This window comes from Streptomyces sp. IBSBF 3136 (assembly GCF_036815105.1).
Taxonomy (GTDB): Bacteria; Actinomycetota; Actinomycetes; order Streptomycetales; family Streptomycetaceae; genus Streptomyces.
Map to the genome: position 1 here is coordinate 1 of NZ_JAJSZC010000103.1, position 26180 is coordinate 26180.

The following is a 26180-nucleotide window of genomic DNA, read 5'->3' on the forward strand; positions in this document are numbered from 1 at the left end:
GGTGGGCTCTCTGCCAGGGGGCGGGGGCGTGTCCGGAGCCGGCGGCCCGCACGGAACCGGAGCCGGGGCCTTACCGGGGGCCGCATCCGTCCCCGGGGACGTGTTCGCGGGCGAGACCGTGCACGCGTCCGGAGCGCCGGCGGCGGCAAGCACGTTCGGGTCCGTGTCCGGCGCCGAGACCCGGCGGGAGTCCGTCCCCGACGCCGAGATCCGACCCGGAGCCGGTTCCGAGCCGCGGAAGGGACGCAGAAAGCCCCTGCGGCGCGGCGCGGGCGACCCCGTGAAGACCCTGCTGCACCACCACCGGGACCTGTGCGAGCGGGCCGTCGACCCCCTGGAGATCGCCGCCGGACTCGAGGCGCAAGGGGTCACCGACCGCACCGCCGCCCGCTTCCGGCACCGCGACGTCTTCTCGCTCGCCGAGGAGCTGTACGCGCGCGTGCCCCGCGACGGTGCCCCCCGGCCCCGGCCCGAGCCGCCGCGCCTGCCACCCGTCCGGATCGGCTGGGTCCTGCTCACCCTCCTGCCCGGTGCGCTCGCCACGGCCCTCGTGACCGGACTGCGCCTCACCCACGGCCAGCTCCGCACGCCGGTCGCCCTCGGCGGACTCCTCGCCGTCGCCCTCGCCGTCCGCGTAGCCCTGCGCCGCGGCCCCCTCGCCGCCGCGTCCGGCACACCCTCCTGGCGCACCGCACCCGGCACCCGTCTGTGCACCCTCTGGCTGCTCGGGTACGCCCTGCTCGGCGACGGCCTCCTGCGCGCCCTCATCGCGGGCGGGCCCGCCGCCCCGCCCACCGGCGCCCCCGACGGCCCCTGGCCGGTGACCACCGCGCCCGCCCTGGCGCTCGCCCTGGCCTGCGCCCCGGCCGCCTGGTGCGCCCACCTGCTCACCGCCGGAGCCCGGCGCAAACTCGCCGGAAGCCGGGGCCTCGAAGACTTCACGGCCGCCGCCCGCCCCTTGCTGACCGGCACGTTCGTCCTGTTCCTCGGTGCCCTCACCGGCCTGCTCGCCCTGTGCGGCACCGTCCTGCACCAGAGCGCCGCCTACCCGCAGGGCCTCACCCTGGGCGCGCTGCTCCTGCTCGCCCGCCTGCTCGTCGTGCACCAGCACCGGCACGCACCCGCCCTTGCCCTCGGCGCCGCGGCGGTCGCCGAGACCGTGGCCCTGGCCCTGGTCCTCGCCGCCCGGCTGCCCGGCTGCGCCGTCCTGGCGGCCCCCGTCCGCGCCCTGGAAGGCGCCTGGGGCGCGGCCGCCGTCCCCACGCCGGCCTGCGCGGCGGCGGCCCTGACGCTGCTGGTGCACGCTCTGCGCACGCTCACCCGGGCCTCGGCCCACGCGCCCGCGGGAGCACCCGAGTGAACCTTCCGCCACCGGACGGACCGAGCCGGCCACCACCCGCCCCGGGCGCGTGGCAGCACCCGGGAGCCCGGCCCACCGCCGGAGGCAACCGCCTCACCCCTTCGAAGGAGAAGACCAGATGACCACCTCCCGACCTGGAGCGCCCGGAGCGCCCGGAGCGCCCGGAACGTCCGGAGCCTTGGGAGCAGCCGCAGCGCACACCCCGGGAGCCGCCCGATGAGGGTCCTGCTGATCGGAGCCAACGGATACATCGGCCGCTTCGTCGCCGACCGCCTGCTCGCCGACCCCGCCGTCCAGCTCACCGCGCTCGGCCGGGGCGACGACGCCGACGTCCGCTTCGACCTCGCCACCGGCAGCCCCGGAGCGCTCACCCGGTTCCTGGACGCGGTCCACCCCGGGGTCGTCGTCAACTGCGCGGGCGCCACCCGCGGCGGCGCCCGCGAACTCACCCGGCACAACACCGTCGCCGTCGCCACCGTCTGCGAGGCCCTGCGCCGCAGCGGCTGCGGCGCCCGCCTGGTGCAGATCGGATGCGGCTCGGAGTACGGCCCCAGCCAGCCCGGCTCCTCCACGGCCGAGGACGCCGTGCCCCGCCCCGGCGGGCCCTACGGCGTCAGCAAGCTCGCGGCCACCGAACTGGTCCTCGGCTCCGGCCTCGACGCCGTCGTCCTGCGCGTCTTCTCACCCGCCGGACCCGGCACCCCGGCCGGCTCCCCGCTCGGCCGGCTCGCCGAGGCCATGCGCCGCGCCATGCAGTCCGGCGACGGCGAACTGAAGCTCGGCGGCCTCGGCGTCCAGCGTGACTTCGTCGACGTCCGCGACGTCGCCCGCGCCGTGCACGCCGCCTCACTCTCCGCCGCCCAGGGCGTCATCAACATCGGCTCCGGCCGCGCCGTCCGCCTCCGCGACGCCGCCGCCGTCCTGGCCAGGGTCGCCGGCTACGGCGGCGCCCTCCACGAACTCGACGCGCCCCCCGGACCGCTGCGCAGCGCCATCGGCCACCCGCGCACCGACCCCGACCACGCGTCCCCGGTCGCCTTCCCCTACCCGGACGGCTGCGGCAGCTGGCAGCAGGCCGATGTGCGCACCGCACGCGACCGGCTCGGCTGGCGGCCCCGGATCAACCTCGAAGAATCCCTCGCCGACATCTGGATGGAGGCGGCATGCCGCATCTGACCAGCACCACAGCAGCGGACACCACCGGCACCGGCGTCCGCACCGCCCTCGGCGTCCCCGGCTACGCGCACCCGCTGGTGGCCCCCGCCCAATGGGCCGAACTCGCCCGTCCCGGCACCCCGCTGGACTGGGTCGTGCTCAACGTCGCCGCCGGGCCCGGTACCCGCCCCGACCCGCACTGCCTGGAGGCCGCCGGCCGGTTGCGCAACGCGGGCGTCCGTGTCCTCGGCCACCTGGACCTCACCCACGGCGCCCGCGCCCGCGGCGACCTGCTCGCCGACGCGCAGCGCCACCTGGACTGGTACCGGGTCGACGGCTTCCTGCTGGACCGCAGCCCGGGCGGGCGGGAGGCGCTGCCCGAGGTCCGCCGCGCGATCAAGCTGCTGCGGGCGACCGGTGGCACCCCGCACATCGTCCTCGGCCACGACAGCCACCCGTACCCTGGCTATGCCGAGAACGCCGACCAACTGGTCACCTTCCGCGGCCCCTGGTCCCGCTACCGCTTCTCCCAGGTCGCGGAGTGGACCGCCGACTACCCGCCCGACCGCTTCTGCCACTTCGTGCACGGTGTGCCCCGCGGCCACCTGGACGAGGCACTGCGCGTCGCGCGCTGGCAGGGAGCGGGCACGATCTACTTCACGGACCGCACCGACGGGGGCGGCCGGGTGGACCCCTGGGAGACGATGCCCGGCTACTGGGACGAGATCGTCTCGCGTATCGGGACGGGTGTCTCGGAATGAAAAAGGCCGTGGCAGTGTTACGGGGAGAACAACCGTACTGTTTGACCGACCAACGGAGTCCCCGTGTCGCTGCCACCCCTGGTCGAGCCAGCTTCTGAGCTCACCGTAGACGAGGTCCGCCGGTACTCCCGCCACCTGATCATCCCCGACGTGGGGATGGACGGGCAGAAGCGGCTGAAGAACGCCAAGGTGCTCTGCGTGGGCGCCGGCGGCCTGGGCTCGCCGGCGCTGATGTACATGGCCGCCGCGGGCGTGGGCACGCTCGGCATCGTGGAGTTCGACGAGGTCGACGAGTCGAACCTGCAGCGCCAGATCATCCACAGCCAGTCCGACATCGGCCGCTCCAAGGCCGAGTCCGCGCGCGACACCGTCAAGGGCATCAACCCGTACGTGAACGTGGTCCTGCACGAGGAGCGGCTGGAAGCCGACAACGTGATGGACATCTTCAGCCAGTACGACCTGATCGTAGACGGCACGGACAACTTCGCGACCCGCTACCTGGTCAACGACGCGTGCGTGCTGCTGAACAAGCCGTACGTCTGGGGTTCGATCTACCGCTTCGACGGCCAGGCCTCGGTCTTCTGGTCCGAGCACGGCCCCTGCTACCGCTGCCTCTACCCGGAGCCCCCGCCCCCGGGCATGGTCCCCTCCTGCGCCGAGGGCGGCGTCCTGGGCGTGCTGTGCGCGTCCATCGGCTCCATCCAGGTCAACGAGGCCATCAAGCTCCTCGCGGGCATCGGCGAGCCGCTGGTCGGCCGCCTGATGGTCTACGACGCCCTGGAGATGACCTACCGCCAGGTCAAGGTCCGCAAGGACCCCGACTGCGCGGTCTGCGGCGAGAACCCGACCGTCACCGAGCTCATCGACTACGAGGCCTTCTGCGGCGTCGTGTCCGAGGAGGCCCAGGCGGCGGCCGCCGACTCGACGATCACTCCCAAGCAGCTCAAGGAGTGGATCGACGAAGGCGAGAACATCGAGATCATCGACGTCCGCGAGCCGAACGAGTACGAGATCGTCTCCATCCCGGGCGCCCGCCTGATCCCGAAGAACGAGTTCCTCATGGGCACCGCCCTCCAGGGTCTCCCGCAGGACAAGAAGATCGTCCTGCACTGCAAGACGGGTGTCCGCAGTGCGGAAGTCCTCGCGGTCCTGAAGTCCGCGGGCTTCTCCGACGCCGTCCACGTCGGCGGTGGCGTCATCGGCTGGGTCAACCAGATCGAACCGAACAAGCCGGTCTACTGATCACGGGTCTCGCCACCGGCGAGGCCGACGAAGCCCACGGCACTGATGACCTCAGCGGCCGTGGGCTTCGGTCGTCCCAGGGGGCTGCCGTCAGGCGCAGACCGTGCCGTCCTTGGGGGGCCTTCCCTCCAGCAGGTAGGCGTTCACCGTGTTGTCCACGCAGTCGCTGCCGCTGCCGTAGGCCCCGTGTCCCTCGCCCTTCCAGGTGAGTTCGACGCCGACGCCCTTGCCGAGTTCGTCGGCCATCCTGCGGGCGCCCTCGTACGGGGTCGCCGGGTCACCGGTGTTGCCGACCAGCAGGATGGGGGCCGCGCCCGGGGCGCTGACCTCGGGGGTGTCGTACTGGCCGGGGACCGGCCAGTCGTGGCACCAGCCGGCGGTGTCCCAGCCGAGAAAGTCACCGAAGACCGGCGATATCCGCTCGAACTCCGGCAGCAGTCTCTTCGTCTCCGCGGGGCTGGGCCGCTGCCTGTCGTCCAGGCACGATATGACCCGCTGGGCGTGGCTCGTCGTGCCGTAGTGGCCCGAGGAGTCCCGCTCGTCGTACTGGTCCGCGAGCGCCAGCAGTTGGGAACCGTCCCCCTTCTCCGCCGAGTCCAGCGCGCTGGTCAGCCGCGGCCAGGCGGCCTTGGTGTACAGCGGCACGACGATGCCGGTGACCGCGAGCGTCTGGGTCAGTCCGCGTCCGGACGACGTGCGCAGCGGCTCGGCGTCGAGGCGCCGGAGCAGGTCCGCTATCTTCCGTGAGCCCCGCCGCGGGTCCTGCCCGGTGGACTTCAGGTAGTCGTCCAGGGCCCGTTGGAAGCCGCGGGTCTGGTTCTCGGCGTGGCCCACCGCGTCCGCGGTCGGGTCGACCACCGCGTCGAGGATCAGCCGGCCGACCCGCTGGGGGAACAGGTGGGCGTACACACCGCCGAGTTCGGTGCCGTAGGAGATGCCGAAGTAGTGCAGCGTCCGGTCGCCGAGCACCTGTCGCATGAGGTCCATGTCGCGTGCGGTGTCGGTGGTGGAGACGTGCGCCAGCAGCGCGCCGGCGGCCTTCCGGCATCCTTGGCCGAAATCCGCCGCGTCCCGCAGGTAGGCCCGCTCCTCGGCCGGGGTGTCCGGGGTGGCGTCCACCTGCTCGGCCTTTTCCATGGCCCGGTCGCCGCGGCAGCGCACGCCCTCGCTTGCGCCGACCCCGCGCGGGTCCCAGCTCACGAGGTCGTAGCGTTCGTGCAGCTTGGGGACGGTGGCCGCGTAGTACGGCATCGTCGACAGGCCCGAGCCGCCGGGGCCGCCGAAGTTGAACAGCAGCGAGCCGATCCGCCTGCTTCCGGTCGCCCGGGAGCGCATGAGGGCGAGGCCGATCGTCGTGCCGTCCGGCTTCGACCAGTCCAGCGGCACTCTCAGGGTGGCGCACCGCCACGCGTCGCCGGGCGCCGTGGAGTCCCCGGTGGCCTTGCAGGTGTGCCAGTCGGGCCGCTGCGAGGTGAGGGAGGAGGGGAGTGTCGGTGGCGTGGACGCCGGTCCGCTCCGCGTGTGCTTGCCCGACGGACCCGTCTCCCCGGCCGTCCCCTTGCCCTCGTCGTGGCCGCCGCCCGAAGAGCCGCCACACCCGGCCACCAGCAGCGCCGCGGCGACGGCTGCCGTCCACCGCAGGAAACGCGACATGCGCACGCACCCCCCTCGCAGGCCCTCCGCGTCGTGCCGCGGCGGGCGTTGACGCCATGGTAGGCGGAGCCGGCCCACCCCGTTGCGGCCTGTGGATAACCCTCTGACCTGTGGGTTCCTGCGGAGCTAGGGGTATCGGGCGTCGTGGGGCCTAGGAGCAGACCGTGCCGGACTTCGGCACCTTCCCGTCCAGCAGGTAGTCGTTCACCGCACTCTGCACGCACTTGTTCTTGCTGTCGTACGACCCGTGCCCCTGCCCCTTGTACGTCAGCTCGACGGCGACGCCCTTTCCGAGCGCGTCCACCATCTTCTTCGCCCCCTCGTACGGGGTGGCGGGGTCGCCGGTGTTGCCGACGACGAGGATCGGCGCCGATCCGGGGGCGCTGACGTCGGGGTGGTCGGCGGCGCCGGGCACCGCCCAGTCGGTGCAGCCGAGCATGCCCCAGGCCATGTAGGTGCCGAACACCGGCGAGGCGGCACGGAACTCGGGCAGCTTCCGCCGGACGTCGTCCGTGGTGTACCGCGGCTTCTCGTCGGAGCAGTTGATGGCGACGTTGGCGGCGGTGATGTTGCTGTACTCGCCGTCCTCGCTGCGCCCGTTCATCGAGTCGGACAGCAGCATGAGGATCTTGCCGTCGCCCTCGTACGCCTGCTGGAGCCCTTCGGTCAGGTACTCCCAGAAGTCCTTGGAGTACAGGGACTGCGCGATGCCGTTGGTGGCGGCGGTCTGGGTCAGCTGGCGCGGGAAGACCCCGGGGATCGGTTTCTTCTCGAGGTCGTCGAGGAGTTTGGCGATGCGGTCCTTGACCTCCTGCGGGGTGTCGCCGATCGGGCAGTCGCCCTTCGCCGTGCACTCCTTCGCGAAGTTGTCGAGGGCGAGCTGGAAGCCCTTGGTCTGTCCGAGCGCGCTCTGCTCCGGGTCCTCGGTGGGGTCGACGACGGCGTCGAACACGGCCCTGCCGACGTGCTTGGGGAACAGGTGGGCGTAGACGCCGCCCAGCTCGGTGCCGTACGAGATGCCGAAGTAGTGCAGCTTGTCGTCGCCGAGCACCTGGCGCATCAGGTCCATGTCACGGGCCGCGTCGGTGGTGCGCACGTGCGGCAGGATCTTCCGGCTGTTCTTCTCGCACGCGGCGTTGAACTGCTTGGTCCGGTCGACCAGTTGGGTCTGCTCGGCGCTGTTGTCGGGTGTCGCGTCCTGCTGGAAGTACGAGTCGAGCTGGGCGTCGCTCTCGCACTCCACGGGCGCGCTGCGGCCCACTCCGCGCGGGTCGAAGCTGACGAGGTCGTAGCGGGTGTTCAGGGTGGCGTAGTCCGCGCCGAAGGCGGGCAGTGTGCTGACGCCGCTGCCGCCGGGGCCGCCGAAGTTGAACACGAGCGAGCCGATCCGCCGGCTGGGGTCCCCGGTCGCCTTCGCGCGGATCAGGGCGATGTCGATGGTGTCGCCCTTGGGCTTGCTCCAGTCGAGGGGCGCCTTCATGGTGGCGCACTGCCACTTGGCGCCGCTGGGCAGCGGGGAGGGGGAGCCGCCGCCGCCCTCGGCCGGGGAGGGGACCGGGCAGTCCTTCCAGTCCAGCTTCTGTGCCGTCAGATCCCCCGGCTTGGCGCCACCGCCGCAGCCGGCCGACAGAGCGGCCAGCAGGACGGCGCTGGTGGTGAGAGCGACGGCACTCAGCCGGGATCGGTTGGCCATGCACCCATCCTCACGCCGCCCGCGCCGAGGCGCGCGGGACGCGGGCCGTTGGAGGTACGGCCCGCGACCGGCCTATGAGGGCCCGGCTACAGGGCGCCTCGACGGGTGAGCTGGTTGAAGGCGAGCCAGCCCGGCAGCACCGGCAGCCACAGCGTCAGCAGCCGGAACAGCAGGACGGCCGGTGCGGCCACCTCCTTGGGGAGGCCGACGGCGATCAGACCGAGCGTGAGGCTCGCCTCGACCGCGCCCACGCCGCCCGGGGTGGGTGCCGCGGAGCCGAGCGCGTTCCCGGCGAGGAAGACGACGGCGACGCTGGCGATGCTCAGCGAGGTCGAGCCGTCGCCGAACGCGCGGATCGAGGCGTCCAGGCACATCACGAAGCAGGCCGTCAGCAGCAGCATGCCGCCGATGCCCGTGACCAGCTTCTGCGGCCGCTGGAGCACGTCGAGCATGCGCGGCACGACACCGGCGAACAGCGACCTCACGCGCGTGACGACGAACTTCCGCAGGAACGGCACGGAGGTCACCACGAGGACCAGTACCGCCACCGTCAGCAGACCGGCGATGACCGTGCGGGACGGCGACAGCGACGGCGTCTTCTCGGTGCCGGTCAGGTAGCCGAAGGACAGCAGCATCAGGATGTGGCAGCCCAGACCGAACAACTGCGACGCGCCGACGCTCGCCACCGCGAGCCCCGGGCGCACCCCCTGTCGTTGCAGGAAGCGCGTGTTCAGGGCGACACCGCCGACCGCGGCGGGCGCCACGATCTTCACGAAGGACCCGGCGACCTGAGCCCCCACGGTCCGCGGGAACGGCACCCGCTCCGGCACGAACCCCAGCAGCGCCATGGCGGCGGCCACGTAACTGAGGGCGGAGAACAGCACGGCGGCGGCCACCCAGCCCCACTGGGCCTGCGAGAACAGCGTGCCGAACTGGATGTGCGTGAGCTGCGTCAGCAGGTAGTACGCGCCGATCGCGCCGGCGATGAAGCTGATGAGCGTGCGCGGCCGCACCCGCTCCAGACGGGCCGGTTCCACCGGCGCCTGGGGCCTGATCCGCAGCACCTGGTGCCGGATCTGGGTGAGCAGGTCCTCCTCGCGGGCCTCGTCGAGAGCCTCGTCCAGGGCCCGCTTCTCGGCCCGCTGCTCGGCACGGACCGTCTTCTTGTCGGGCTTCTCCAGCACCGGGCCCGTCTCGGAGGCCTCGTCGAGACGGGCCTGCTTGGCCTGCCGGGAGGCTTCCAGTACCGCCTCGCGCTCGCGCTGTGCGCGCTCCCGGCCCAGCCGGCGCAGCGTCCCGCGCGTGGAGCGCGTCAGCGCGATGGGCTGCAGCATCGGCAGGCAGTCGGCGACGACGTCCGGGCCGAGCACACCGACGGCGGAGGCCACGGCCCGCTCGGCGCCCACCCGCAGGCCGAGGGTGGTGACCAGCTGGGCGACGTCCATGCGCAACAGCAGATCACCGGCCGCGATCTCGCCGCCGCGCAGTTCGGTGAGGATCACCCTGCCGGAACGATCCACCAGGATCGCGTCACCGGCCAGCCTGCGGTGCGCGATGCGCCGCGACTGCAGCGCCCGCGCCTGGTGCCAGGTGTTGCGCAGCAGCTCGTCGGTGATCTCCTCGTCCGCCAGCGAGTCCAGCGTACGGCCGCCGGTGTGCTCGTAGACGAGCATCACCGCGTCCGGACCGAGTTCGGAGGTGGCGATCAGCTTGGGCGCGTTGGCCCCGGCCGCGATCGCCGCGTACGCCAGCAGCGCCTCCTGCTCGAGCGCCTGGCGCAGCGACTGGAGACTTGAGCGGGTCGCGAAGCCGCGCAGAGTCAGGTTGCGCCAGGCCCGGTAGAAGAAGCCCTGGGCCTGCTGCTCCCGGTCGACCACCGTGACGTCGAGCGGTGGGCCGTCCTCCAGGGTGACGAAGTAGCGCCGGCCCCGGTCGCCGTTCTCCGTCTCCACCGTCTCCTCGCGGGCGGCGGAGACGGGGTGGAAACCGACGTGCCTGAGGCCCGCCATGAGGGTCTGCCCGGTGGGGCGCACGTTGGGCGAGCCGACCGCGTACAGGGTGCCGTAGGCGACGGTCCAGCCGATCAGCACCGTCAGGATGATCGAGAACGGTGTCGTGTAGCCCGTGACCAGCATCGAGAACGCGTCGAGCATCAGCACGATCCACAGCACCGCACGCCATCGGGGTCTGCGGGACATGCCGACGGCCGTCATGTACGCGATGACCGGCGCGAGATAGCCGTGGACCGGGTCGGTCAGGGCGTGGATGTCGCCCGGTGAGGGCTGGGTGAGCGCCTCCTGGATGGAGTCCGGGGCGGCCCGGGCGACCCACAGGTCGGTGGCGAGGGTCACCCCGTGCGCGAGGACGGCCGCCAGGACGCCGTCGGCGATCCGCAGCCCGTCCCGTTTGATCAGCCGTTCGATCGCGAAGGCGACCGGCACCAGGAGGATCGCGATGCTGGACGCCAGTCCCGCGATCTTGATCAGCAGGTCGGGCGCCTGCCCGGTGCCCTTGTTGATGTCCTGTTCGAGGCCCGAGGTGGTGCCGTGCGCGAACGCGGCGATCGCCAGCAGCACGACGATGGCGAGGACGCCGACGAGCAGCCGCATGAGGTCGGAGGGGCGGTGCACGCGCGCGGGGAGCAGCGGTTCGTCGCCCTCCACCGCGTCCGGGTGCTGATCGTCACCGTGCTCCTCGGCGGCGCCGCTGTCCGTGGACGAGCCGTCGCCCTCGGGCGCACCGCCGTCCTCGTGCGCGTCGGCGTCCTGACCCGCGGCCCTGGCATCGTCCTGGCCCCGGCCACCGGAGCCGTTACGGCTCCCGTCCCCGGATTCCCCCGGGCCCGTGCCCCCGGTGGCGTCCGCGCCTGTCGCGCGGGAGCCGTTCTCGCCGTTCTCCTGCGGTGCGCGGCTGCTGTTCCCGTCCGCCGCGCCGGTGTCGTCCCGGCCCGAGCGGGCGGCGCCGGGACGCGCGGGAACGTCAGGGGTGCCCTCCGCGCCTTCGGGGTGCACGCCCTGCTGCTTCATGGTCTCTTCTTGGTCTCGTATCACCGGTCACCGCCCGCACGATGGTGGCATGCCCCACCGGACCGCGGGGGCATCAGGGTGCGGATGCGCGGGCGGACAGTCTGCCGGAAGCACCGCCCGAGGGCGAGTGGCCCTGGCGCCTCTTCGCCGTCCCGTTGTCGGTGGGGTGCGGCAGGATGGGGCGAATGAGCGAGCAGAGCCCTGCCGAGGACACCCGCGAGGGGTACGCGGACGCGTTGCCGGAGTACGCCGAGCGGGTCCTGGAGGTCGCCGAGCGGATCCCGCCCGGGCACGTCATGACGTACGGCGACGTCGCCGAGTGGCTCGACGGCGAGACCGACGAGACCGAGGGGATCGACGAGACCGGCCAGACCCATGAGACCGGCGCGCGTGGCCGGCAGGGGGCGCCGGCCGGCGGGAGACGACGCGTGGGACCACGCCAGGTCGGCCGGGTGATGTCCCTCTACGGGAGTGCCGTCCCGTGGTGGCGCGTGGTGCGCGCCGACGGGGTGTTGCTGCCCGGCCACGAGCTGCGCGCCCTCGCCCACTACCGCGCGGAGGGCACGCCCCTGAAGGAGGCGGCAAGGAGCGCCGAGGGCCATGTGCCGCGCCTCGACATGAGACGGGCCCGATGGGACGGCGACGCGGGTGTGGAGGGTCACACCTGACAGCTTCCGCCATCGCGTGCCGGGGAGGGGAGCCTGTGGCCCGTACGAGGGACACCGGGGACTTCCGTGGCATGACGTACGTTCGTGAGGTGAGGGACTCACGTGACGCGGGGGGCACGAGGGCCGCGAGGGAAGAATCGGAAGCTCTGCTTCCGTCCGGTGCGGCGGCGTAGCGTCGGCTGCACGTGCCCCCCTCACCCCGCGGCCACCGCCTCGCACGCGTGACCGCCTGCCCACCAGCACAACCACCAGGACCGGCGAACCACGTGAGCTCCTCTTTCTCCACCAGGCGCCTGCCGCACCCCCCGGTGCGGCAGGGCAGCCGTGGCGCTTACCGACTCGTCCGTACCCCGCCGCCCGAGGTGGACCCCCCTCCTCTGGACGCGGCACAGCGTGCCGTGGTTGACCACGAGGCCGGACCACTTCTCGTGCTCGCAGGTCCCGGCACCGGTAAGACCACCACCCTGGTTGAGTCCGTCGCCGCGCGCGTGGCCGCCGGCGGTGACCCGCAGCGCATCCTCGTGCTGACCTTCAGCCGCAAGGCCGCCGTCGACCTGCGCGACCGCATGGCCCTGCGCATCGGCGCGGCCCGTGCCCCCCGGGCCACCACCTTCCACTCGTACTGCTACGCCCTGGTCCGCGCCCACCAGGACAGCGGCCTGTTCACGGAGCCGCTGCGCCTGCTGTCCGGGCCCGAGCAGGACGTCGCGGTCCGGGAACTGCTGGCCGGGCAGCCCGACCTGGAGCGGCTCGGCCTCACCTCCGTGCGCTGGCCGGACGAACTGCGCGCCTGCCTGACCACGCGCGGCTTCGCCGACGAGGTCCGCGCCGTCCTCGCCCGCAGCCGAGAGCTGGGCCTCGGCCCCGGGGCCCTGGACGCCTTCGCCCACCGCATCGGCCGCCCCGACTGGCGCGCCGCCGCCGCTTTCCTGGCCGAATACCTTGACGTCCTCGACCTCCAGGGCGTCATCGACTACGCCGAACTGGTCCACCGCGCGGTGCTGCTCGCCCAGCGCCCCGAGGTCGCGGCCCGGCTCGCCGGCCAGTACGACGCGGTGTACGTCGACGAGTACCAGGAAACCGACCCCGCCCAGGTACGTCTCCTGCGCGCCCTGGCCGGCGACGGACGCACCCTGGTCGCCCTCGGCGACCCCGACCAGTCGATCTACACGTTCCGGGGCGCCGACGTGAACGGCATCCTCGAGTTCCCGGCCGTCTTCCCGCGCGCGGACGGCCGCCCGGCCCCCGTCGAGGTGCTGCGCACCTCCCGCCGCTCAGGCGCCGCCCTGCTGTCCGCCACCCGCCTGATCACCCAGCGCATGCCGCTGCCCCGGCTGCCCGCCGACAAGGTCCGCGCCCACCGCGAGCCGGCCCCCGTACGGGACGGCGGCCGCGTCGAGGTCTACACGTACCCGACGTCCGGTACGGAACTGGACAACGTCGCCGACATCCTGCGCCGCGCCCACCTGGAGGACGGCGTCGCCTGGAACGACATGGCCGTCCTCGTCCGTGCCGGCTCCCGCAGCATCCCGACGCTGCGCCGCGCGCTCACCGCGGCGGGCGTCCCCCTGGACATCGACGGCGACGACCTGCCCCTGCGCCACGAGCCGGCGGTAGCGCCCCTGCTGACGGCCCTCCGAGTCGTCGCCACGGCCGAAGCCGCCCGGCGACCGGCCCGGACGGCGACCGGCACGGCGGAGCGGCAGGCGGCGGATCCCTCCGGGCACCAGGGCGACGCGCGCGGCACCGGGGATTCCGTGCCGGATGCCCTCGGGCTGCCCGGCGGCCCGGGTGAGACCGTCGGCGATTCCGATGACTCCGGCGACTCAGGCGCTTCCGCCGACGCAGGTGTATCGGCCGAACCCGGCGACGCCGAGCGGCCACCGGCCGCCGGAACCCGCCCCGACACCGGCGCCGACACACCCTCCGACCCGCAGCCCTCCGCCGACGAGCCGACCGGCGCCCCCGCACGCTGGCTCGACGCGGAGACCGCACTCACCCTGCTCGCCTCCCCCCTCGCCGGCATGGACACCGCCGACCTGCGCCGCCTCGGACGCGCCCTGCGCGAGGAGGAGCGGGCCGCCGGTAACCCGCTGCCGCCGCCCTCCGACGAACTCCTCGCCCAGGCCCTCGCCGAGCCCGAGCGCCTGGTGACGCACGACCCGGCCTACGCGCGCGGGGCACAACGCCTCGGCGCGCTGCTGCGCAAGGCCCGCGAGCGCCTCGCCGGCGGCGGCACGGCGGAGGAGGCGCTGTGGGACCTGTGGGAGGGCACACCCTGGCCCGCGCGCCTGGAGCGGGCCGCCCGGCGCGGCGGCGCGGCCGGCCGCAACGCGGACCGCGACCTGGACGCGGTGTGCGCCCTGTTCGCCACGGCCGCGCGCGCGGAGGAGCGCACCGGCGGTCGCGGCGCCCTGAACTTCCTGGAGGAGATCGAGGCCCAGGACATCGCCGCCGACACCCTCACCCGCCGTGCCGTCCGCCCCGACGCCGTCCGCCTGATGACCGCGCACCGCTCCAAGGGCCTGGAGTGGCGGCTGGTCGTCGTCGCCGGCGTCCAGGAGGGCCTGTGGCCCGACCTGCGCCGCCGCGGCTCCCTGCTGGAGGCGGACCGCATCGGCCGCGACGGCCTGGCCGAGCCCCTCACCCCCGGCGCGCTGCTCGCCGAGGAACGCCGCCTGTTCTACGTCGCCGCCACGCGCGCGCGGGAGCGCCTCGTCGTCACCGCCGTGAAGGCACCGGCCGACGACGGCGACCAGCCGTCCCGTTTCCTGACCGAGCTGGGCGTCGAGCCCCGGGACGTCACCGGCCGTCCCCGACGCCCGCTGTCCGTGGCCGCGCTCGTCGCCGAACTGCGCGCCACCACCGTCGACCCGAGCGCCTCGGACCGGCTGCGCGAGGCCGCCGCCCGCCGCCTGGCGAGACTCGCCGCGCTCGCGGACGAGGACGGCCGCCCCCTGGTGCCGTCCGCGCACCCCTACCGCTGGTGGGGCATGTTCGAGCCGACCGAGAGCAAGGTGCCGCTGCGCCACCGCGACCAGCCCGTCGTGCTCTCCGGCAGCGCCCTCGACCAGCTCGCCAACACGTGCTCCCTGCAGTGGTTCCTGGGCCGGGAGGTCAAGGCCGACGCCCCCGCCACCACCGCCCAGGGCTTCGGCAACGTCGTCCACGTCCTCGCCGACGAGGTCGCCTCCGGCCGCACCCCCGCCGACCTCGACGTGCTGATGGAACGCCTGGACTCGGTGTGGAACGCGCTCGCCTTCGACGCGCCCTGGAAGTCGGCGCAGGAGAAGGACAACGCGCGCGTGGCGCTCGAACGCTTCCTGAACTGGCACGTCCTGAACCGCACCGGCCGCACCCCGGTGGCCAGCGAACAGGACTTCGACATCACCCTCGAAGCGGGCGACTACCAGGTCCGCGTCCGCGGCCAGATGGACCGCGTCGAGGCCGACGCCGAGGGCCGCGCCTACGTCGTCGACTTCAAGACCGGCAAGCAGGCGCCCAGCGCCGCCGAAGTGGGCCGGCACCCCCAGCTCGCCGTCTACCAGCTCGCCGTACGCGAAGGCGCCGTCGACACCGCCTTCGACGGCGCACGCCCCGAGCCCGGCGGCGCCGAACTCGTCCACCTCAGACAGGGCGCGGCCAAGCGGGACGGCGGCGAGAGCCTGCCCAAGGTGCAGACCCAGGAGCCGCCGGCGGGGGAGTGGGTCGGCGAGCTGCTGGCCACCGCCGCCGGAAAGGTCCTCGACGAACGGTTCACGCCCACCACCGGCCAGCACTGCACCCACTGCGCGTTCCGCGCCTCCTGCAGCGCGCGACCCGAGGGCCGACACGTGGTCGAGTGACCCGCCCACCGACGCCCACCGGCAGCGTGACGTACCGCACCACCCGCGCTGACCTGCGCATCTGCCGCCCCGGCCGGTCGAACCGTGCCCGACTGTCAGTGCCCGCCACTAGCCTGTGACGACATGCCCGCCCGTATCAGCGACCCCGAGCAGCTCAAAGAGCTCCTCGGCATCCCCTTCACCCCGGAGCAGACGGCCTGCATCATCGCGCCGCCCGCCCCGCAGGTCATCGTGGCCGGAGCCGGGTCGGGCAAGACCACCGTCATGGCCGCCCGGGTCGTCTGGCTGGTCGGCACCGGGCAGGTCGCCCCCGAACAGGTCCTCGGCCTGACCTTCACCAACAAGGCGGCCGGTGAACTCGCCGAACGCGTCCGCAAGGCACTGATCAGAGCCGGCGTCACGGACCCCGACGTCATCGACCCGGACAACCCGCCCGGCGAGCCGGTCATCTCCACGTACCACGCCTTCGCCGGCCGACTGCTGACCGACCACGGCCTGCGCATCGGTCTCGAACCCACCTCCCGGCTCCTCGCCGACGCCACCCGCTACCAGCTCGCCGCCCGCGTCCTGCGCGAGGCCCCCGGCCCCTACCCGGCACTGACCCGCTCCTTCGCCGACCTCGTCAGCGACCTGCTCGCCCTCGACTCCGAACTCGCCGAACACCTCGTGGACCCCGCGCGGCTGCGCGCCTGGGACGCGGACCTGCTGCACGCGCTGGAGAGCACCACACTCACCAACGCCGACCTGCGCAAGGTCCCCGACACCGCCGCCGCCCGCCGCGAACTCACCGACCTCGTCGAGCGCTACCGGACCGCCAAACGTCAACGCGACCTGCTCGACTTCGGCGACCAGATCGCCCTGTCCGCCCGCCTCGCCGGCGTGCCCGAAGTGGGCAGGCAGATGCGCGAGGAGTTCCGCGTGGTGCTCCTGGACGAGTACCAGGACACCTCCGTCGCCCAGCGCGTCCTGCTCTCCGGCCTGTTCGGCGGCGGCACCGGCCACCCGGTCACCGCCGTCGGCGACCCCTGCCAGGCCATCTACGGATGGCGCGGCGCCTCCGTCGCCAACCTGGACGACTTCCCCGACCACTTCGCCCGCGCCGACGGCCGGCCGGCCACCCGGCAGTCGCTCAGCGAGAACCGCCGCAGCGGCGGCCGCCTCCTCGACCTCGCCAACGGCCTCGCCGAGCCGCTGCGCGCCATGCACGCCGGCGTGGAGGCCCTGCGCCCCGCACCCGGTGCCGAACGCGACGGCATGGTCCGCTGCGCCCTGCTGCCCACCCACGCCGAGGAGATCGACTGGATCGCCGACTCCCTCGCCCACCTCGTGCGCACCGGCACCGCCCCCGCCGAGATCGCCGTCCTGTGCCGCACGGCCACCGACTTCGCCGAGATCCAGGGCGCGCTCGTCGCGCGTGACATCCCCGTCGAGGTCGTCGGCCTCTCCGGGCTGCTCCACCTGCCCGAGATCGCCGACCTCGTCGCCGTCTGCGAAATCCTCCAGGACCCCGGGGCCAACGCCTCCCTCGTCCGCCTGCTGACCGGCCCGCGCTGGCGCGTCGGCCCTCGCGACCTCGCCCTGCTCGGCCGCCGCGCCCGCCTGCTGGTCGCCCACGCGCGCGTGGACGACACCGAGGACCCCGACCGCCGGCTCGCCGAGGCCGTCGAAGGAGTCGACCCGTCCGAGGCGATCTCGCTCGCGGACGCCCTCGACACGTTCCTGGAATCACCCCTGAACGACGACGCCGGTGACGACGACGGGCTGCCGTTCTCCCCGGACGCGCGCGTACGCTTCGCCCGCCTCGCCGCCGAGCTGCGCGACCTGCGCCGCTCCCTGGCCGACCCGCTGATGGACGTCCTGCACCGCGTCCTCGCCGTCACCGGCCTCGAAGTGGAGCTGTCGGCATCCCCGCACGCGCTCGCCGCCCGCCGCCGCGAGACGCTGTCCAACTTCCTCGACATCGCCGCCTCCTTCGCGGCCGGCGACGGCGAGGCCACCCTGCTGGCGTTCCTCGGCTTCCTGCGCACCGCCGCCCAGTACGAGAAGGGCCTCGACAACGCCCTGCCAGGCGGCGAGAACACCGTCAAGGTGCTCACCGCGCACAAGTCCAAGGGGCTGGAATGGGACGTGGTCGCCGTCCCCGGCCTGGTGAACGGCACCTTCCCGAGCGCCCAGGGCCGCGAGAAGTGGACCGCGCAGGCCAAGGTGCTGCCGCACGCCCTGCGCGGCGACACCGCCACCCTGCCCGACATCGCCTCCTGGGACTCCCGCGGCATGAAGGCCTTCCACGAGGCCATGAAGGAGCACCAGCACACCGAGGAGCTCCGCCTCGGCTACGTCACCTTCACCCGCCCCCGCTCCCTGCTGCTCGGCTCCGGCCACTGGTGGGGACCCAGCCAGAAGAAGCCACGCGGCCCCTCCGACTTCCTCCAGGCCCTGTACGACCACTGCGCCGCCGGGTACGGCGAGATCGAGGCGTGGGCCGACGAGCCCGCCGAGGACGAGGAGAACCCGGCCCTGCACACGGCCACCGCCGACCAGGTGTGGCCACTGCCCCTGGACGACGCGGCCCTCGCGCGCCGCCGCGCGGCGGCCGAGACCGTCCTCACCCACCTCGACGCCCTCTCGGCCCGCCAGGACGGCCCCCCGCCCGCCAGCCACGACCCGGCCGCGTTCGACGACCCGGACTGGCCGGCCCCGACGGACGGCGACGACCTCTACGGCGAGGACTTCCCTCACGACGAGCCGTACGACGACGCGCCCTACGACGAGCCGTACGACGACGAGCCGTACGAAGAAGACGCGTACGGCGAAGCCCCTTACGGAGACGACCCGTACGAGGGCGACCTCCCGACCGTCCCGCACCAGGCACCCTCCCCGGCCGAGCGCCCCCGCGACGGCGAGAGCGCGCACGCCGGCGGACACGTCCCCCGCCCGGCGCCGCGGCTCCCTTCACCCCTCACCCCCGAGGAGGCCCGCGCCATCGCCTCCTGGGACCGCGACCTCGACGCCCTCACCGGCGAGCTGCTGCGCGCCCGGCAGAGCACCACCGACGTACCCCTGCCGGCCACACTCACCGCGACCCAGCTGATGCGTCTCGCCGGGGACCCGGACGGGCTCGCGCAGGAACTCGCGCGCCCCATGCCGCGCCCCCCGCAACCCGCCGCACGTCGGGGCACCCGCTTCCACGCCTGGGTGGAGGCACGCTTCGAGGAACTGACGCTGCCCATGCTGGAGCCCGACGAGCTGCCCGGCACCGACGCCGAGATCGCCGACGAACGCGACCTCGAAGCCCTCAAGGAAGCCTTCGAACGTACCGAGTACGCCCACCGCACCCCGTACCGGATCGAGACACCCTTCCAGCTCACGCTCGCCGGCCGGGTCGTACGCGGTCGGATAGACGCCGTCTACCGCAACGGCGACGACGGCCCGACGGCGACCTACGAGATCGTCGACTGGAAGACCAGCCGGAACCGCGCCGCGGACCCCCTCCAGCTCGCCGTCTACCGCCTGGCCTGGGCCGAGCAGCAGGGCGTCCCGCTCCACTCGGTCACCGCCGCTTTCCTCTACGTACGCGGCGGCGAGATCGTGCGCCCCACCGGCCTGCCCGACCGGGCCGCCTTGGAGCGCCTGCTCACCGGTGACGCCCCCGGCGGCACCGGAACAGCGCACGAGGGCGCACAAGTGTGACGAATCGGCCTCCCAAGTGTGACGAACCGCCCGCCGAGGATGTCGGTGCGGGCCGATAGGCTCGTGAACATGAGCCAGACCCCGGACAGCGCCGTCCGCACGTACATCGAACAGCACCGCGCCGCCTTCCTCGACGACCTCACCGCCTGGCTGCGCATCCCCTCCGTGTCGGCCCAGCCCGACCACGGCCCCGATGTACGCGACAGCGCCGACTGGCTCGCCGGCAAGCTCAAGGAGACCGGCTTCCCCACCGCCGAGGTCTGGCCGACCCCGGGCGCACCCGCCGTCTACGCCGAATGGCCCTCCGGCGACCCCGAGGCACCCACCGTCCTCGTCTACGGCCACCACGACGTCCAGCCCGCCGCCCGCGAGGACGGCTGGGACAGCGACCCCTTCGAGCCCGTCGTACGCGGCAACCGCCTCTACGCGCGCGGGGCGGCCGACGACAAGGGCCAGGTGTTCTTCCACACCCTCGGCATCCGCGCCCACCTCGCCGCCACCGGCCGCACCGCCCCCGCCGTCAACCTGAAGCTGCTGATCGAAGGCGAGGAGGAGTCCGGCTCCCCGCACTTCCGGGCCCTCGTCGAGGAGCACGCGGACCGGCTCGCCGCCGACGCCGTGATCGTCTCCGACACCGGCATGTGGTCCGAGGACACCCCGACCGTCTGCACCGGCATGCGCGGCCTCGCCGAGTGCGAGATCCGTCTCCACGGCCCCGACCAGGACATCCACTCCGGCTCCTTCGGCGGCGCCGTTCCCAACCCCGCCACCGCGGCCGCCCGCCTGGTGGCCGCCCTGCACGACGAGCACGCACGCGTGGCCGTCCCCGGCTTCTACGACGGCATGGTCGAGCTGACCGACCGCGAACGCGAGCTGTTCGCCGAGCTGCCGTTCGACGAGGGCCAGTGGCTGCGCACCGCCAAGTCGCGCGCCACCCACGGCGAGGCCGGGCACACCACCCTGGAGCGCGTCTGGGCCCGTCCGACCGCCGAGGTCAACGGCATCGGCGGGGGCTACCAGGGCCCCGGCAGCAAGACGATCATCCCCTCCTCGGCCATGGTCAAGCTGTCCTTCCGGCTGGTCGCCGGCCAGGACCCCGACCACATCGAGAAGGCCGTCCGCGCCTGGGCCGCCGACCAGCTGCCCGCCGGCATCACGCACGAGATCAGCTTCGGCTCCGCCACCCGCCCCTGCCTGACCCCGCTCGACCACCCCGCGCTCCAGTCCGTGGCCCGCGCCATGGGCCGCGCCTTCCAGAGCCCGGTCCGCTTCACCCGCGAGGGCGGCTCCGGTCCCGCCGCCGACCTCCAGGAAGTCCTCGGCGCCCCCGTCCTCTTCCTCGGCATCTCCGTCCCCTCCGACGGCTGGCACGCCCCGAACGAGAAGGTCGAACTCGACCTCCTCCTAAAAGGCGTCGAAACCAGCGCCTACCTGTGGAGCGACCTCGCCGAGAACTGGCGCCACGCCCCCTGACCGCAAGACGCCGTACGGGACGGCACCACGCGCGGGGCACACCGGGACAACCGTCCGCCCCGCACGCCCCCTCCCGCCGGCGGCACTCCAGGCCGCCCCACCACCCGCCGCACCGCCCGACCAAACGAACCGTTCCACTGGGGGAGTTGGAAGCACCCGTGACCATCCGTACCGACCACACCGCCGACCGACCCATCTCGCTGACCGCCCCGAGCGGCATCGACCGCGCCGCCCACCACCGGCTCGACGAGGCCTGGCTCGCGGCGGCATGGAGCCACCCCACGACGCGCTGCTTCGTGGTCTCCGGTGGCCAGGTACTCATCGACGAGACGCCCGACGGCCGCACCGAACTCGTCATGACCCCCTCCTTCGAGGCGCCGCTCACCGAGGCCCACCGCTACTTCCTCGGCACCGACGACGAGGGCGTCAGCTACTTCGCGCTCCAGAAGGACGCCCTGCCCGGCCGCATCGACCAGTCCGCGCGCCCCGCCGGTCTGCGCGAGGCCGGACTGCTGCTGTCACCGCGCGACGCGGGCCTCATGGTCCACGCCGTCGGCCTCGAGAACTGGCAGCGCACCCACCGCTTCTGCTCCCGCTGCGGCGAGCGCACCGTCATCGCCGCGGCCGGTCACATTCGCCGCTGCCAGGCGTGCGGCGCCGAGCACTACCCGCGCACCGACCCCGCCGTGATCATGGCCGTCACCGACGAGGACGACCGCATCCTGCTCGGCCGCCAGGTCCACTGGCCCGAAGGACGCTTCTCCACCCTCGCCGGCTTCGTCGAGCCCGGCGAGTCCATCGAGCAGTCCGTGCGCCGCGAGGTCTTCGAGGAGGCCGGCGTGATCGTCGGCCCGGTCGAGTACGTGGCCAGCCAGCCCTGGCCCTTCCCCTCCAGCCTCATGCTGGGCTTCATGGCCCACGCCACCTCCACCGAGATCACCGTCGACGGCGACGAGATCCACGAGGCCCGCTGGTTCTCCCGCGAGGACCTGCACGCCGCCTTCGAGTCCGGCGAGGTCCTGCCCCCCTACGGCATCTCCATCGCCGCCCGCCTGATCGAGAAGTGGTACGGCAGGCCCCTGCCGACGAGAAGCGTCATCTGAGCCGCGGCGGGCGGGAGAGGGCACGGAAAGTGACACAAAAGAGCGGCCCCTGGGGCACCCAGCCCCAGAAGCCGCCTCTCCCGCAAGCTCCGGCCGATCCGCCTAGGCGGCGATCTTCTGCTTCACCTGGGCCAGTGACGGGTTCGTCAGCGTCGAACCGTCGGCGAACAGCACGGTCGGGACCGTCTGGTTTCCGCCATTGGCCTTCTCCACGAAAGCGGCGGACTCCGGGTCCTGCTCGATGTTGATCTCGGTGTACGCGATGCCCTCGCGCTCCATCTGGCTCTTCAGCCGACGGCAGTAGCCACACCAAGTCGTGCTGTACATCGTCACAGTGCCCTGCATGTCTCTCGCGCTCCTCAGGCAGCTCGGGGAAGTTCTACGGAGCAGCACAACACAGACCGGCCCCACCGCATTCCCGCCCGGGGTATCCGACGGCCAGCAGGGCCTGCCACGGGTTTTCCGGCTTCCGCTGTGACGCGCACCCCAGGTGAACCCCGAATAATACGATCGCAAGCCCCCGCCTGTGGACAACCGACGCAGCAGTTCCGGACGACCTGGCAGCATGGCCATGTGACACCAGCGACGCACTCCACCCTCTTCCCGCAGGTCCCCGGCTCGGCCGACGCGGTGCTCGAAGGGCTCGACCCCGAGCAGCGCGAGGTCGCCACCGCGCTGCACGGCCCCGTGTGCGTCCTGGCCGGAGCGGGCACCGGCAAGACCCGCGCCATCACCCACCGCATCGCCTACGGCGTACGCGCCGGAATCCTCCAGCCGTCCACCGTCCTCGCCGTCACCTTCACCAACCGCGCCGCCGGTGAGATGCGTGGCCGCCTGCGCCAGCTCGGCGCCCAGGGCGTCCAGGCCCGCACCTTCCACTCCGCCGCACTCCGCCAGCTCCAGTACTTCTGGCCGAAAGCGGTCGGCGGCTCCATGCCCCGGCTCATCGACCGCAAGATCCAGCTCGTCGCCGACGCCGCCGCCACCCGCAACCTCCGCCTCGACCGCAGCGAGCTGCGCGACACCACCGCCGAGATCGAATGGGCCAAGGTCACCCAGACCGTCCCCGCCGACTACCCGTACGCGGCAGCGAAGGCCGGCCGGGACACCCCCCGCGACCCCGCCGAGATCGCCCACCTCTACGCCGCCTACGAGAACCTCAAGCGCGACCGCGCCGTCATCGACTTCGAAGACGTCCTGCTGCTCACCGTCGCCGTCCTCCAGGACCGCCACGACATCGCCGACCAGGTACGTGCCCAGTACCAGCACTTCGTCGTCGACGAGTACCAGGACGTCAGCCCCCTCCAGCAGCGACTCCTCGAACTGTGGCTCGGCGAACGCGACAGCCTGTGCGTGGTCGGCGACGCCAGCCAGACGATCTACTCGTTCACCGGAGCAACGCCCGACCACCTCCTCGACTTCCGCGCCCGCCACCCCGGCGCCACCGTCGTCAAACTCGTCCGCGACTACCGCTCCACCCCCCAGGTCGTCCGCCTCGCCAACGGCCTGCTCGCCCAGGCCAGCGGCCGAGCCGCCGACCACCGGCTGGAACTCGTCTCCCAGCGACCTCCCGGCCCCGACCCCGTCTACACCGAATACACCGACGAGCCCGCCGAGGCCGAAGGCGCCGCCCGCCGCATCCGCGAACTCATCGACGCCGGCACCCGCGCCGCCGAGATCGCCATCCTCTTCCGTACCAACTCCCAGTCCGAGACCTACGAGCAAGCCCTCGCCGACGCCGGAGTCCCCTACCAGCTCCGCGGCGCCGAACGCTTCTTCGACCGCCCCGAAGTCCGCAAGGCGGGCATCGCCCTGCGCGGCGCGGCCCGCTTCGGCGGCAACGACTCCCTGCTCGACGACGTCGTCGACCTGCCCTCACAGGTACGGGCCGTGCTCTCCGGAGAAGGCTGGACGAGCGAACCCCCCGCCGGTTCCGGCGCCGCCAGAGAACGCTGGGAATCCCTGGCCGCCCTCGTCAACCTCGCCCACGACTTCGCCACCGCCCACCCCGCAGCCACCCTCGGCGACCTCGTGGCAGAACTCGACGAACGGGCCAACGCCCAGCACGCCCCCACCGTCCAGGGCGTCACCCTCGCCTCCCTGCACGCCGCCAAGGGCCTGGAATGGGACGTGGTCTTCCTCGTCGGCGTCGCCGACGGCATGATGCCCATCACCTACGCCAAGACAGCCGAACAGGTCGAAGAAGAACGCCGCCTTCTCTACGTCGGCGTCACCCGCGCCAGAGAACGGCTCCATCTCTCCTGGTCCCTGTCCCGGGCCCCCGGCGGCCGCCCCAACCGCAGGCCCAGCCCCTTCCTCGACGGCCTGCGCCCCGGCTCCGCCACCACCACCGGGCGTACCGGCCCCGCGGCCGCCGGAGGCATCGAACGCGGCACCCTCGCACCGGCCGCCGCCGCCCCCCGTCGCAGACAGCGCACCCCCGCCCGCTGCCGCGTCTGCGGCCGCACCCTCATCGACGCGGGCGAGATGAAACTGATGCGCTGTGAGGACTGCCCCTCCGACATGGACGAAGGACTCTACGAACGGCTCCGCTCCTGGCGCGCCGTCCAGGCACGACGAAGCGGGCAACCGGACTTCTGCGTCTTCACCGACCGGACCCTGATGGCCATCGCGGAAGCCCAGCCCGACACCACCGCCGAGCTCTCCCGCATCCCGGGCGTCCTCAGCCGCAAGCTGCAACGCCACGGAGCCGACATTCTGGCCATCTGCGCAGGCCGGGAGGTCGCACAGGACGACGAGGAAGACTGACGCCAACTCGTCGAAAAAATAGTTTGCGCATGCCCCAGCGATCCCCATAGGTTCTAGGCACGGAAACAGCGGCCTTCTCCAAGGCGCTGATTCCGTGTTGTACTTGCATATCCGAACGGACTGGCTCACCCCGGTCCCCAAGACGCCGAGAGGAGGCGAGTCCAGTGATCAGCATCAACACCAGCTTCATCAGCGCGGCCAAAATGACCGATCGCCCGACCGTCTCCACGTGCATGCTCGGCGCCTCGAACCAGGGCACCGGTCTGTCCGGCATTCGTGCCGTCCGTCCGGCGTCCTCCCTGTCTCTCGCGGGTCTTCCCGTCCGTGAGCGCAATGAGCGACCGACCAAGGCACTGGAAGCGGTAGAGGCACAGGCGCATGCCTATGCCTTCGCGGCCGGTGCCGGATTCCGGAAGCAGACGACGCAGCACCACCTGATGTGGGCCTTCCGTGGGCCAGAACCCTGGAGCGATCCAGCCTGATCGAAGATCAGGCCGGCGCCTTCAGGGCCGCGGAACCCCACCCGGGATCCGCGGCCCTTCTGTTTGCCCCAACGGGCACGACAGACCGAAGGGGCCTCGGGACAAGAAAAGAACCCGGTACCAAGCCGCCCCCGGTCAACCGGCCGGAACGACCAGACGAGGAAAACCGACCGTGCAACTCGAAGCGCACGCCCCGTCCGTACCGCCTTCACGAACGATCCCCCCGCCCGGCCTCACGGAGGACTCCACCTTGATCCCCCTCACCGCGCTCACCGCGCTCGACGACGCCATCGAGAACCTCGGCGTACCCGTCCCCTGCCGCTCCTACGACCCGGAGGTCTTCTTCGCCGAGTCGCCGGCCGACGTCGAGTACGCCAAGTCCCTCTGCCGCACCTGCCCGCTGATGGAGGCCTGCCTCGCCGGCGCCAAGGAGCGGCGTGAGCCCTGGGGCGTCTGGGGTGGCGAGCTGTTCGTCCAGGGCGTCGTCGTCGCCCGCAAGCGGCCCCGTGGCCGCCCGCGGAAGAACCCGGTCACGGCATGAACACCGCAGGAACGATCGACCGCCCCCTCACGCACGACCCCAAGAAGCAGGCCCCGATGAAGCCGTCCACCAGCGAGCCCGCAGGCTCCGCGATCACAGACTTCAGCACCACCAGCGGCGCGACCGACTCGCGTCAGAACAGGACCCGAGAGATGCAACTCATCCCAGAAGCCTTGGCCCGTGCGCATATGCACGAGCGTCTGCACGAGGCCGAGCAGGAACGCCGGGCCATGCGCCTGGTGACCGCCCGCCGCATGCAGCGCCGGGCGGAGCGCGCCTCGCTGCGCGCCCGCCGCGCGCTCGCCATGGCCGTCATGCAGTAACGATCACGCCTGAGAAGCGGTGGCCTCCCGGCCCAGGGGAGGCGAAGACTCCCCGCGGGGGCCGGTCCGACCGAACGGACCGGCCCCCGCGGTGCGTTGTGCAGGGCGATCGCCCGGCCGGGGAGTTATCGTCGGCGGGTGACGAGTCCTCCCGGAGGAAGCGATCAGGGCGGCTCCGGCACGGAGCCGGAGCCCGGCCGCCTCGTGTGCGCCCGCTGCGGCGCCTTCGCCGACGTCCCCCCACCGGTCACGTGGACCTGCTCCGTGGAGAACGGCACCCGCCTGTACTTCTGCGACGCCCGCTCCCGGGAGAACCTCCGGGCCATCGAGGGGCGGCTGGACTCGGCCTGGTGGTGAGCCGGCGGTGAGGCCGCTTCCCGGGGCCCTCCCCCTCCC

18 protein-coding genes are annotated in these 26180 nt (G+C 72.9%); 14 read left to right on the forward strand and 4 right to left on the reverse strand.

The window, feature by feature from the left end; genetic code table 11:
* Positions 1-163 precede the first annotated feature (163 nt).
* The 4 genes from V7E45_RS21950 to moeZ all read left to right on the forward strand — a co-directional run bounded on the left by V7E45_RS21950 (position 164) and on the right by moeZ (position 4518).
* Positions 164-1360 (forward strand): hypothetical protein, encoded by a 1197-nt coding sequence (locus V7E45_RS21950; RefSeq protein WP_443056130.1) that lies wholly within the window; start codon positions 164-166, stop codon positions 1358-1360.
* 216 nt (positions 1361-1576) lie between these two features.
* Positions 1577-2536, forward strand: a complete 960-nt coding sequence (locus tag V7E45_RS21955) for an NAD-dependent epimerase/dehydratase family protein (protein ID WP_317445270.1) — start codon at positions 1577-1579, stop codon at positions 2534-2536.
* Complete coding sequence (locus V7E45_RS21960; RefSeq protein ID WP_333775914.1) at positions 2524-3276, forward strand: spherulation-specific family 4 protein; 753 nt, start codon at positions 2524-2526, stop codon at positions 3274-3276. The genes V7E45_RS21955 and V7E45_RS21960 overlap by 13 nt, the downstream gene beginning before the upstream one ends.
* 63 nt (positions 3277-3339) lie before the next feature.
* The gene (moeZ, locus tag V7E45_RS21965; protein WP_333775915.1) at positions 3340-4518 is read left to right on the forward strand and encodes an adenylyltransferase/sulfurtransferase MoeZ; all 1179 of its coding nucleotides are present in this window, start codon (positions 3340-3342) and stop codon (positions 4516-4518) included.
* 90 nt (positions 4519-4608) lie between these two features.
* On the opposite strand, the gene V7E45_RS21970 is transcribed toward moeZ, so the two are convergent.
* The 3 genes from V7E45_RS21970 to V7E45_RS21980 all read right to left on the reverse strand — a co-directional run bounded on the left by V7E45_RS21970 (position 4609) and on the right by V7E45_RS21980 (position 10890).
* Entirely contained in the window at positions 4609-6171 is a 1563-nt protein-coding gene (locus tag V7E45_RS21970) for an alpha/beta hydrolase (protein ID WP_333775916.1), read from the reverse strand.
* A 151-nt stretch (positions 6172-6322) separates the two neighbouring features.
* Positions 6323-7864 (reverse strand): alpha/beta hydrolase, encoded by a 1542-nt coding sequence (locus tag V7E45_RS21975; protein ID WP_333775917.1) that lies wholly within the window; start codon positions 7862-7864, stop codon positions 6323-6325.
* A gap of 86 nt (positions 7865-7950) precedes the next feature.
* Positions 7951-10890: a lysylphosphatidylglycerol synthase domain-containing protein gene (locus tag V7E45_RS21980; RefSeq protein WP_333775918.1), complete on the reverse strand. Its 2940-nt coding sequence runs from the start codon at positions 10888-10890 to the stop codon at positions 7951-7953.
* A 185-nt stretch (positions 10891-11075) separates the two neighbouring features.
* Between V7E45_RS21980 and V7E45_RS21985 the strand changes: the two genes are divergently transcribed.
* The 5 genes from V7E45_RS21985 to nudC all read left to right on the forward strand — a co-directional run bounded on the left by V7E45_RS21985 (position 11076) and on the right by nudC (position 21669).
* Positions 11076-11558, forward strand: coding sequence for an MGMT family protein (locus tag V7E45_RS21985; protein ID WP_333775919.1), 483 nt, complete (start codon positions 11076-11078; stop codon positions 11556-11558).
* 266 nt (positions 11559-11824) lie between these two features.
* Positions 11825-15403 (forward strand): ATP-dependent helicase, encoded by a 3579-nt coding sequence (locus tag V7E45_RS21990; protein WP_333775920.1) that lies wholly within the window; start codon positions 11825-11827, stop codon positions 15401-15403.
* A gap of 123 nt (positions 15404-15526) precedes the next feature.
* Positions 15527-19093 carry a UvrD-helicase domain-containing protein gene (locus V7E45_RS21995; RefSeq protein WP_333775921.1) on the forward strand — a complete coding sequence of 1189 codons (3567 nt, stop codon included), beginning with the start codon at positions 15527-15529 and terminating at the stop codon, positions 19091-19093.
* 69 nt (positions 19094-19162) lie between these two features.
* Positions 19163-20566: a dipeptidase gene (locus tag V7E45_RS22000; RefSeq protein ID WP_333775922.1), complete on the forward strand. Its 1404-nt coding sequence runs from the start codon at positions 19163-19165 to the stop codon at positions 20564-20566.
* Positions 20567-20724: 158 nt separating this feature from the next.
* Positions 20725-21669, forward strand: coding sequence for an NAD(+) diphosphatase (gene nudC, locus V7E45_RS22005; protein WP_333775923.1), 945 nt, complete (start codon positions 20725-20727; stop codon positions 21667-21669).
* A 102-nt stretch (positions 21670-21771) separates the two neighbouring features.
* Here nudC and V7E45_RS22010 read toward each other — a convergent pair whose 3' ends face one another.
* Entirely contained in the window at positions 21772-22014 is a 243-nt protein-coding gene (locus tag V7E45_RS22010; RefSeq protein WP_333775924.1) for a mycoredoxin, read from the reverse strand.
* Between the two features lie 228 nt (positions 22015-22242).
* On the opposite strand from V7E45_RS22010, the gene V7E45_RS22015 reads away from it, so the two are divergent.
* From V7E45_RS22015 to V7E45_RS22035, 5 genes are all read left to right on the forward strand, one after another.
* Positions 22243-24438 carry an ATP-dependent DNA helicase UvrD2 gene (locus tag V7E45_RS22015; protein ID WP_333775925.1) on the forward strand — a complete coding sequence of 732 codons (2196 nt, stop codon included), beginning with the start codon at positions 22243-22245 and terminating at the stop codon, positions 24436-24438.
* A 164-nt stretch (positions 24439-24602) separates the two neighbouring features.
* Entirely contained in the window at positions 24603-24920 is a 318-nt protein-coding gene (locus tag V7E45_RS22020; protein ID WP_133920206.1) for a hypothetical protein, read from the forward strand.
* Positions 24921-25092: 172 nt separating this feature from the next.
* Positions 25093-25461 (forward strand): WhiB family transcriptional regulator, encoded by a 369-nt coding sequence (locus tag V7E45_RS22025; protein ID WP_250403421.1) that lies wholly within the window; start codon positions 25093-25095, stop codon positions 25459-25461.
* Entirely contained in the window at positions 25458-25784 is a 327-nt protein-coding gene (locus V7E45_RS22030; RefSeq protein ID WP_333775926.1) for a hypothetical protein, read from the forward strand. The genes V7E45_RS22025 and V7E45_RS22030 overlap by 4 nt, the downstream gene beginning before the upstream one ends.
* 138 nt (positions 25785-25922) lie before the next feature.
* Entirely contained in the window at positions 25923-26141 is a 219-nt protein-coding gene (locus V7E45_RS22035; RefSeq protein ID WP_333775927.1) for a hypothetical protein, read from the forward strand.
* Positions 26142-26180: the final 39 nt, after the last annotated feature.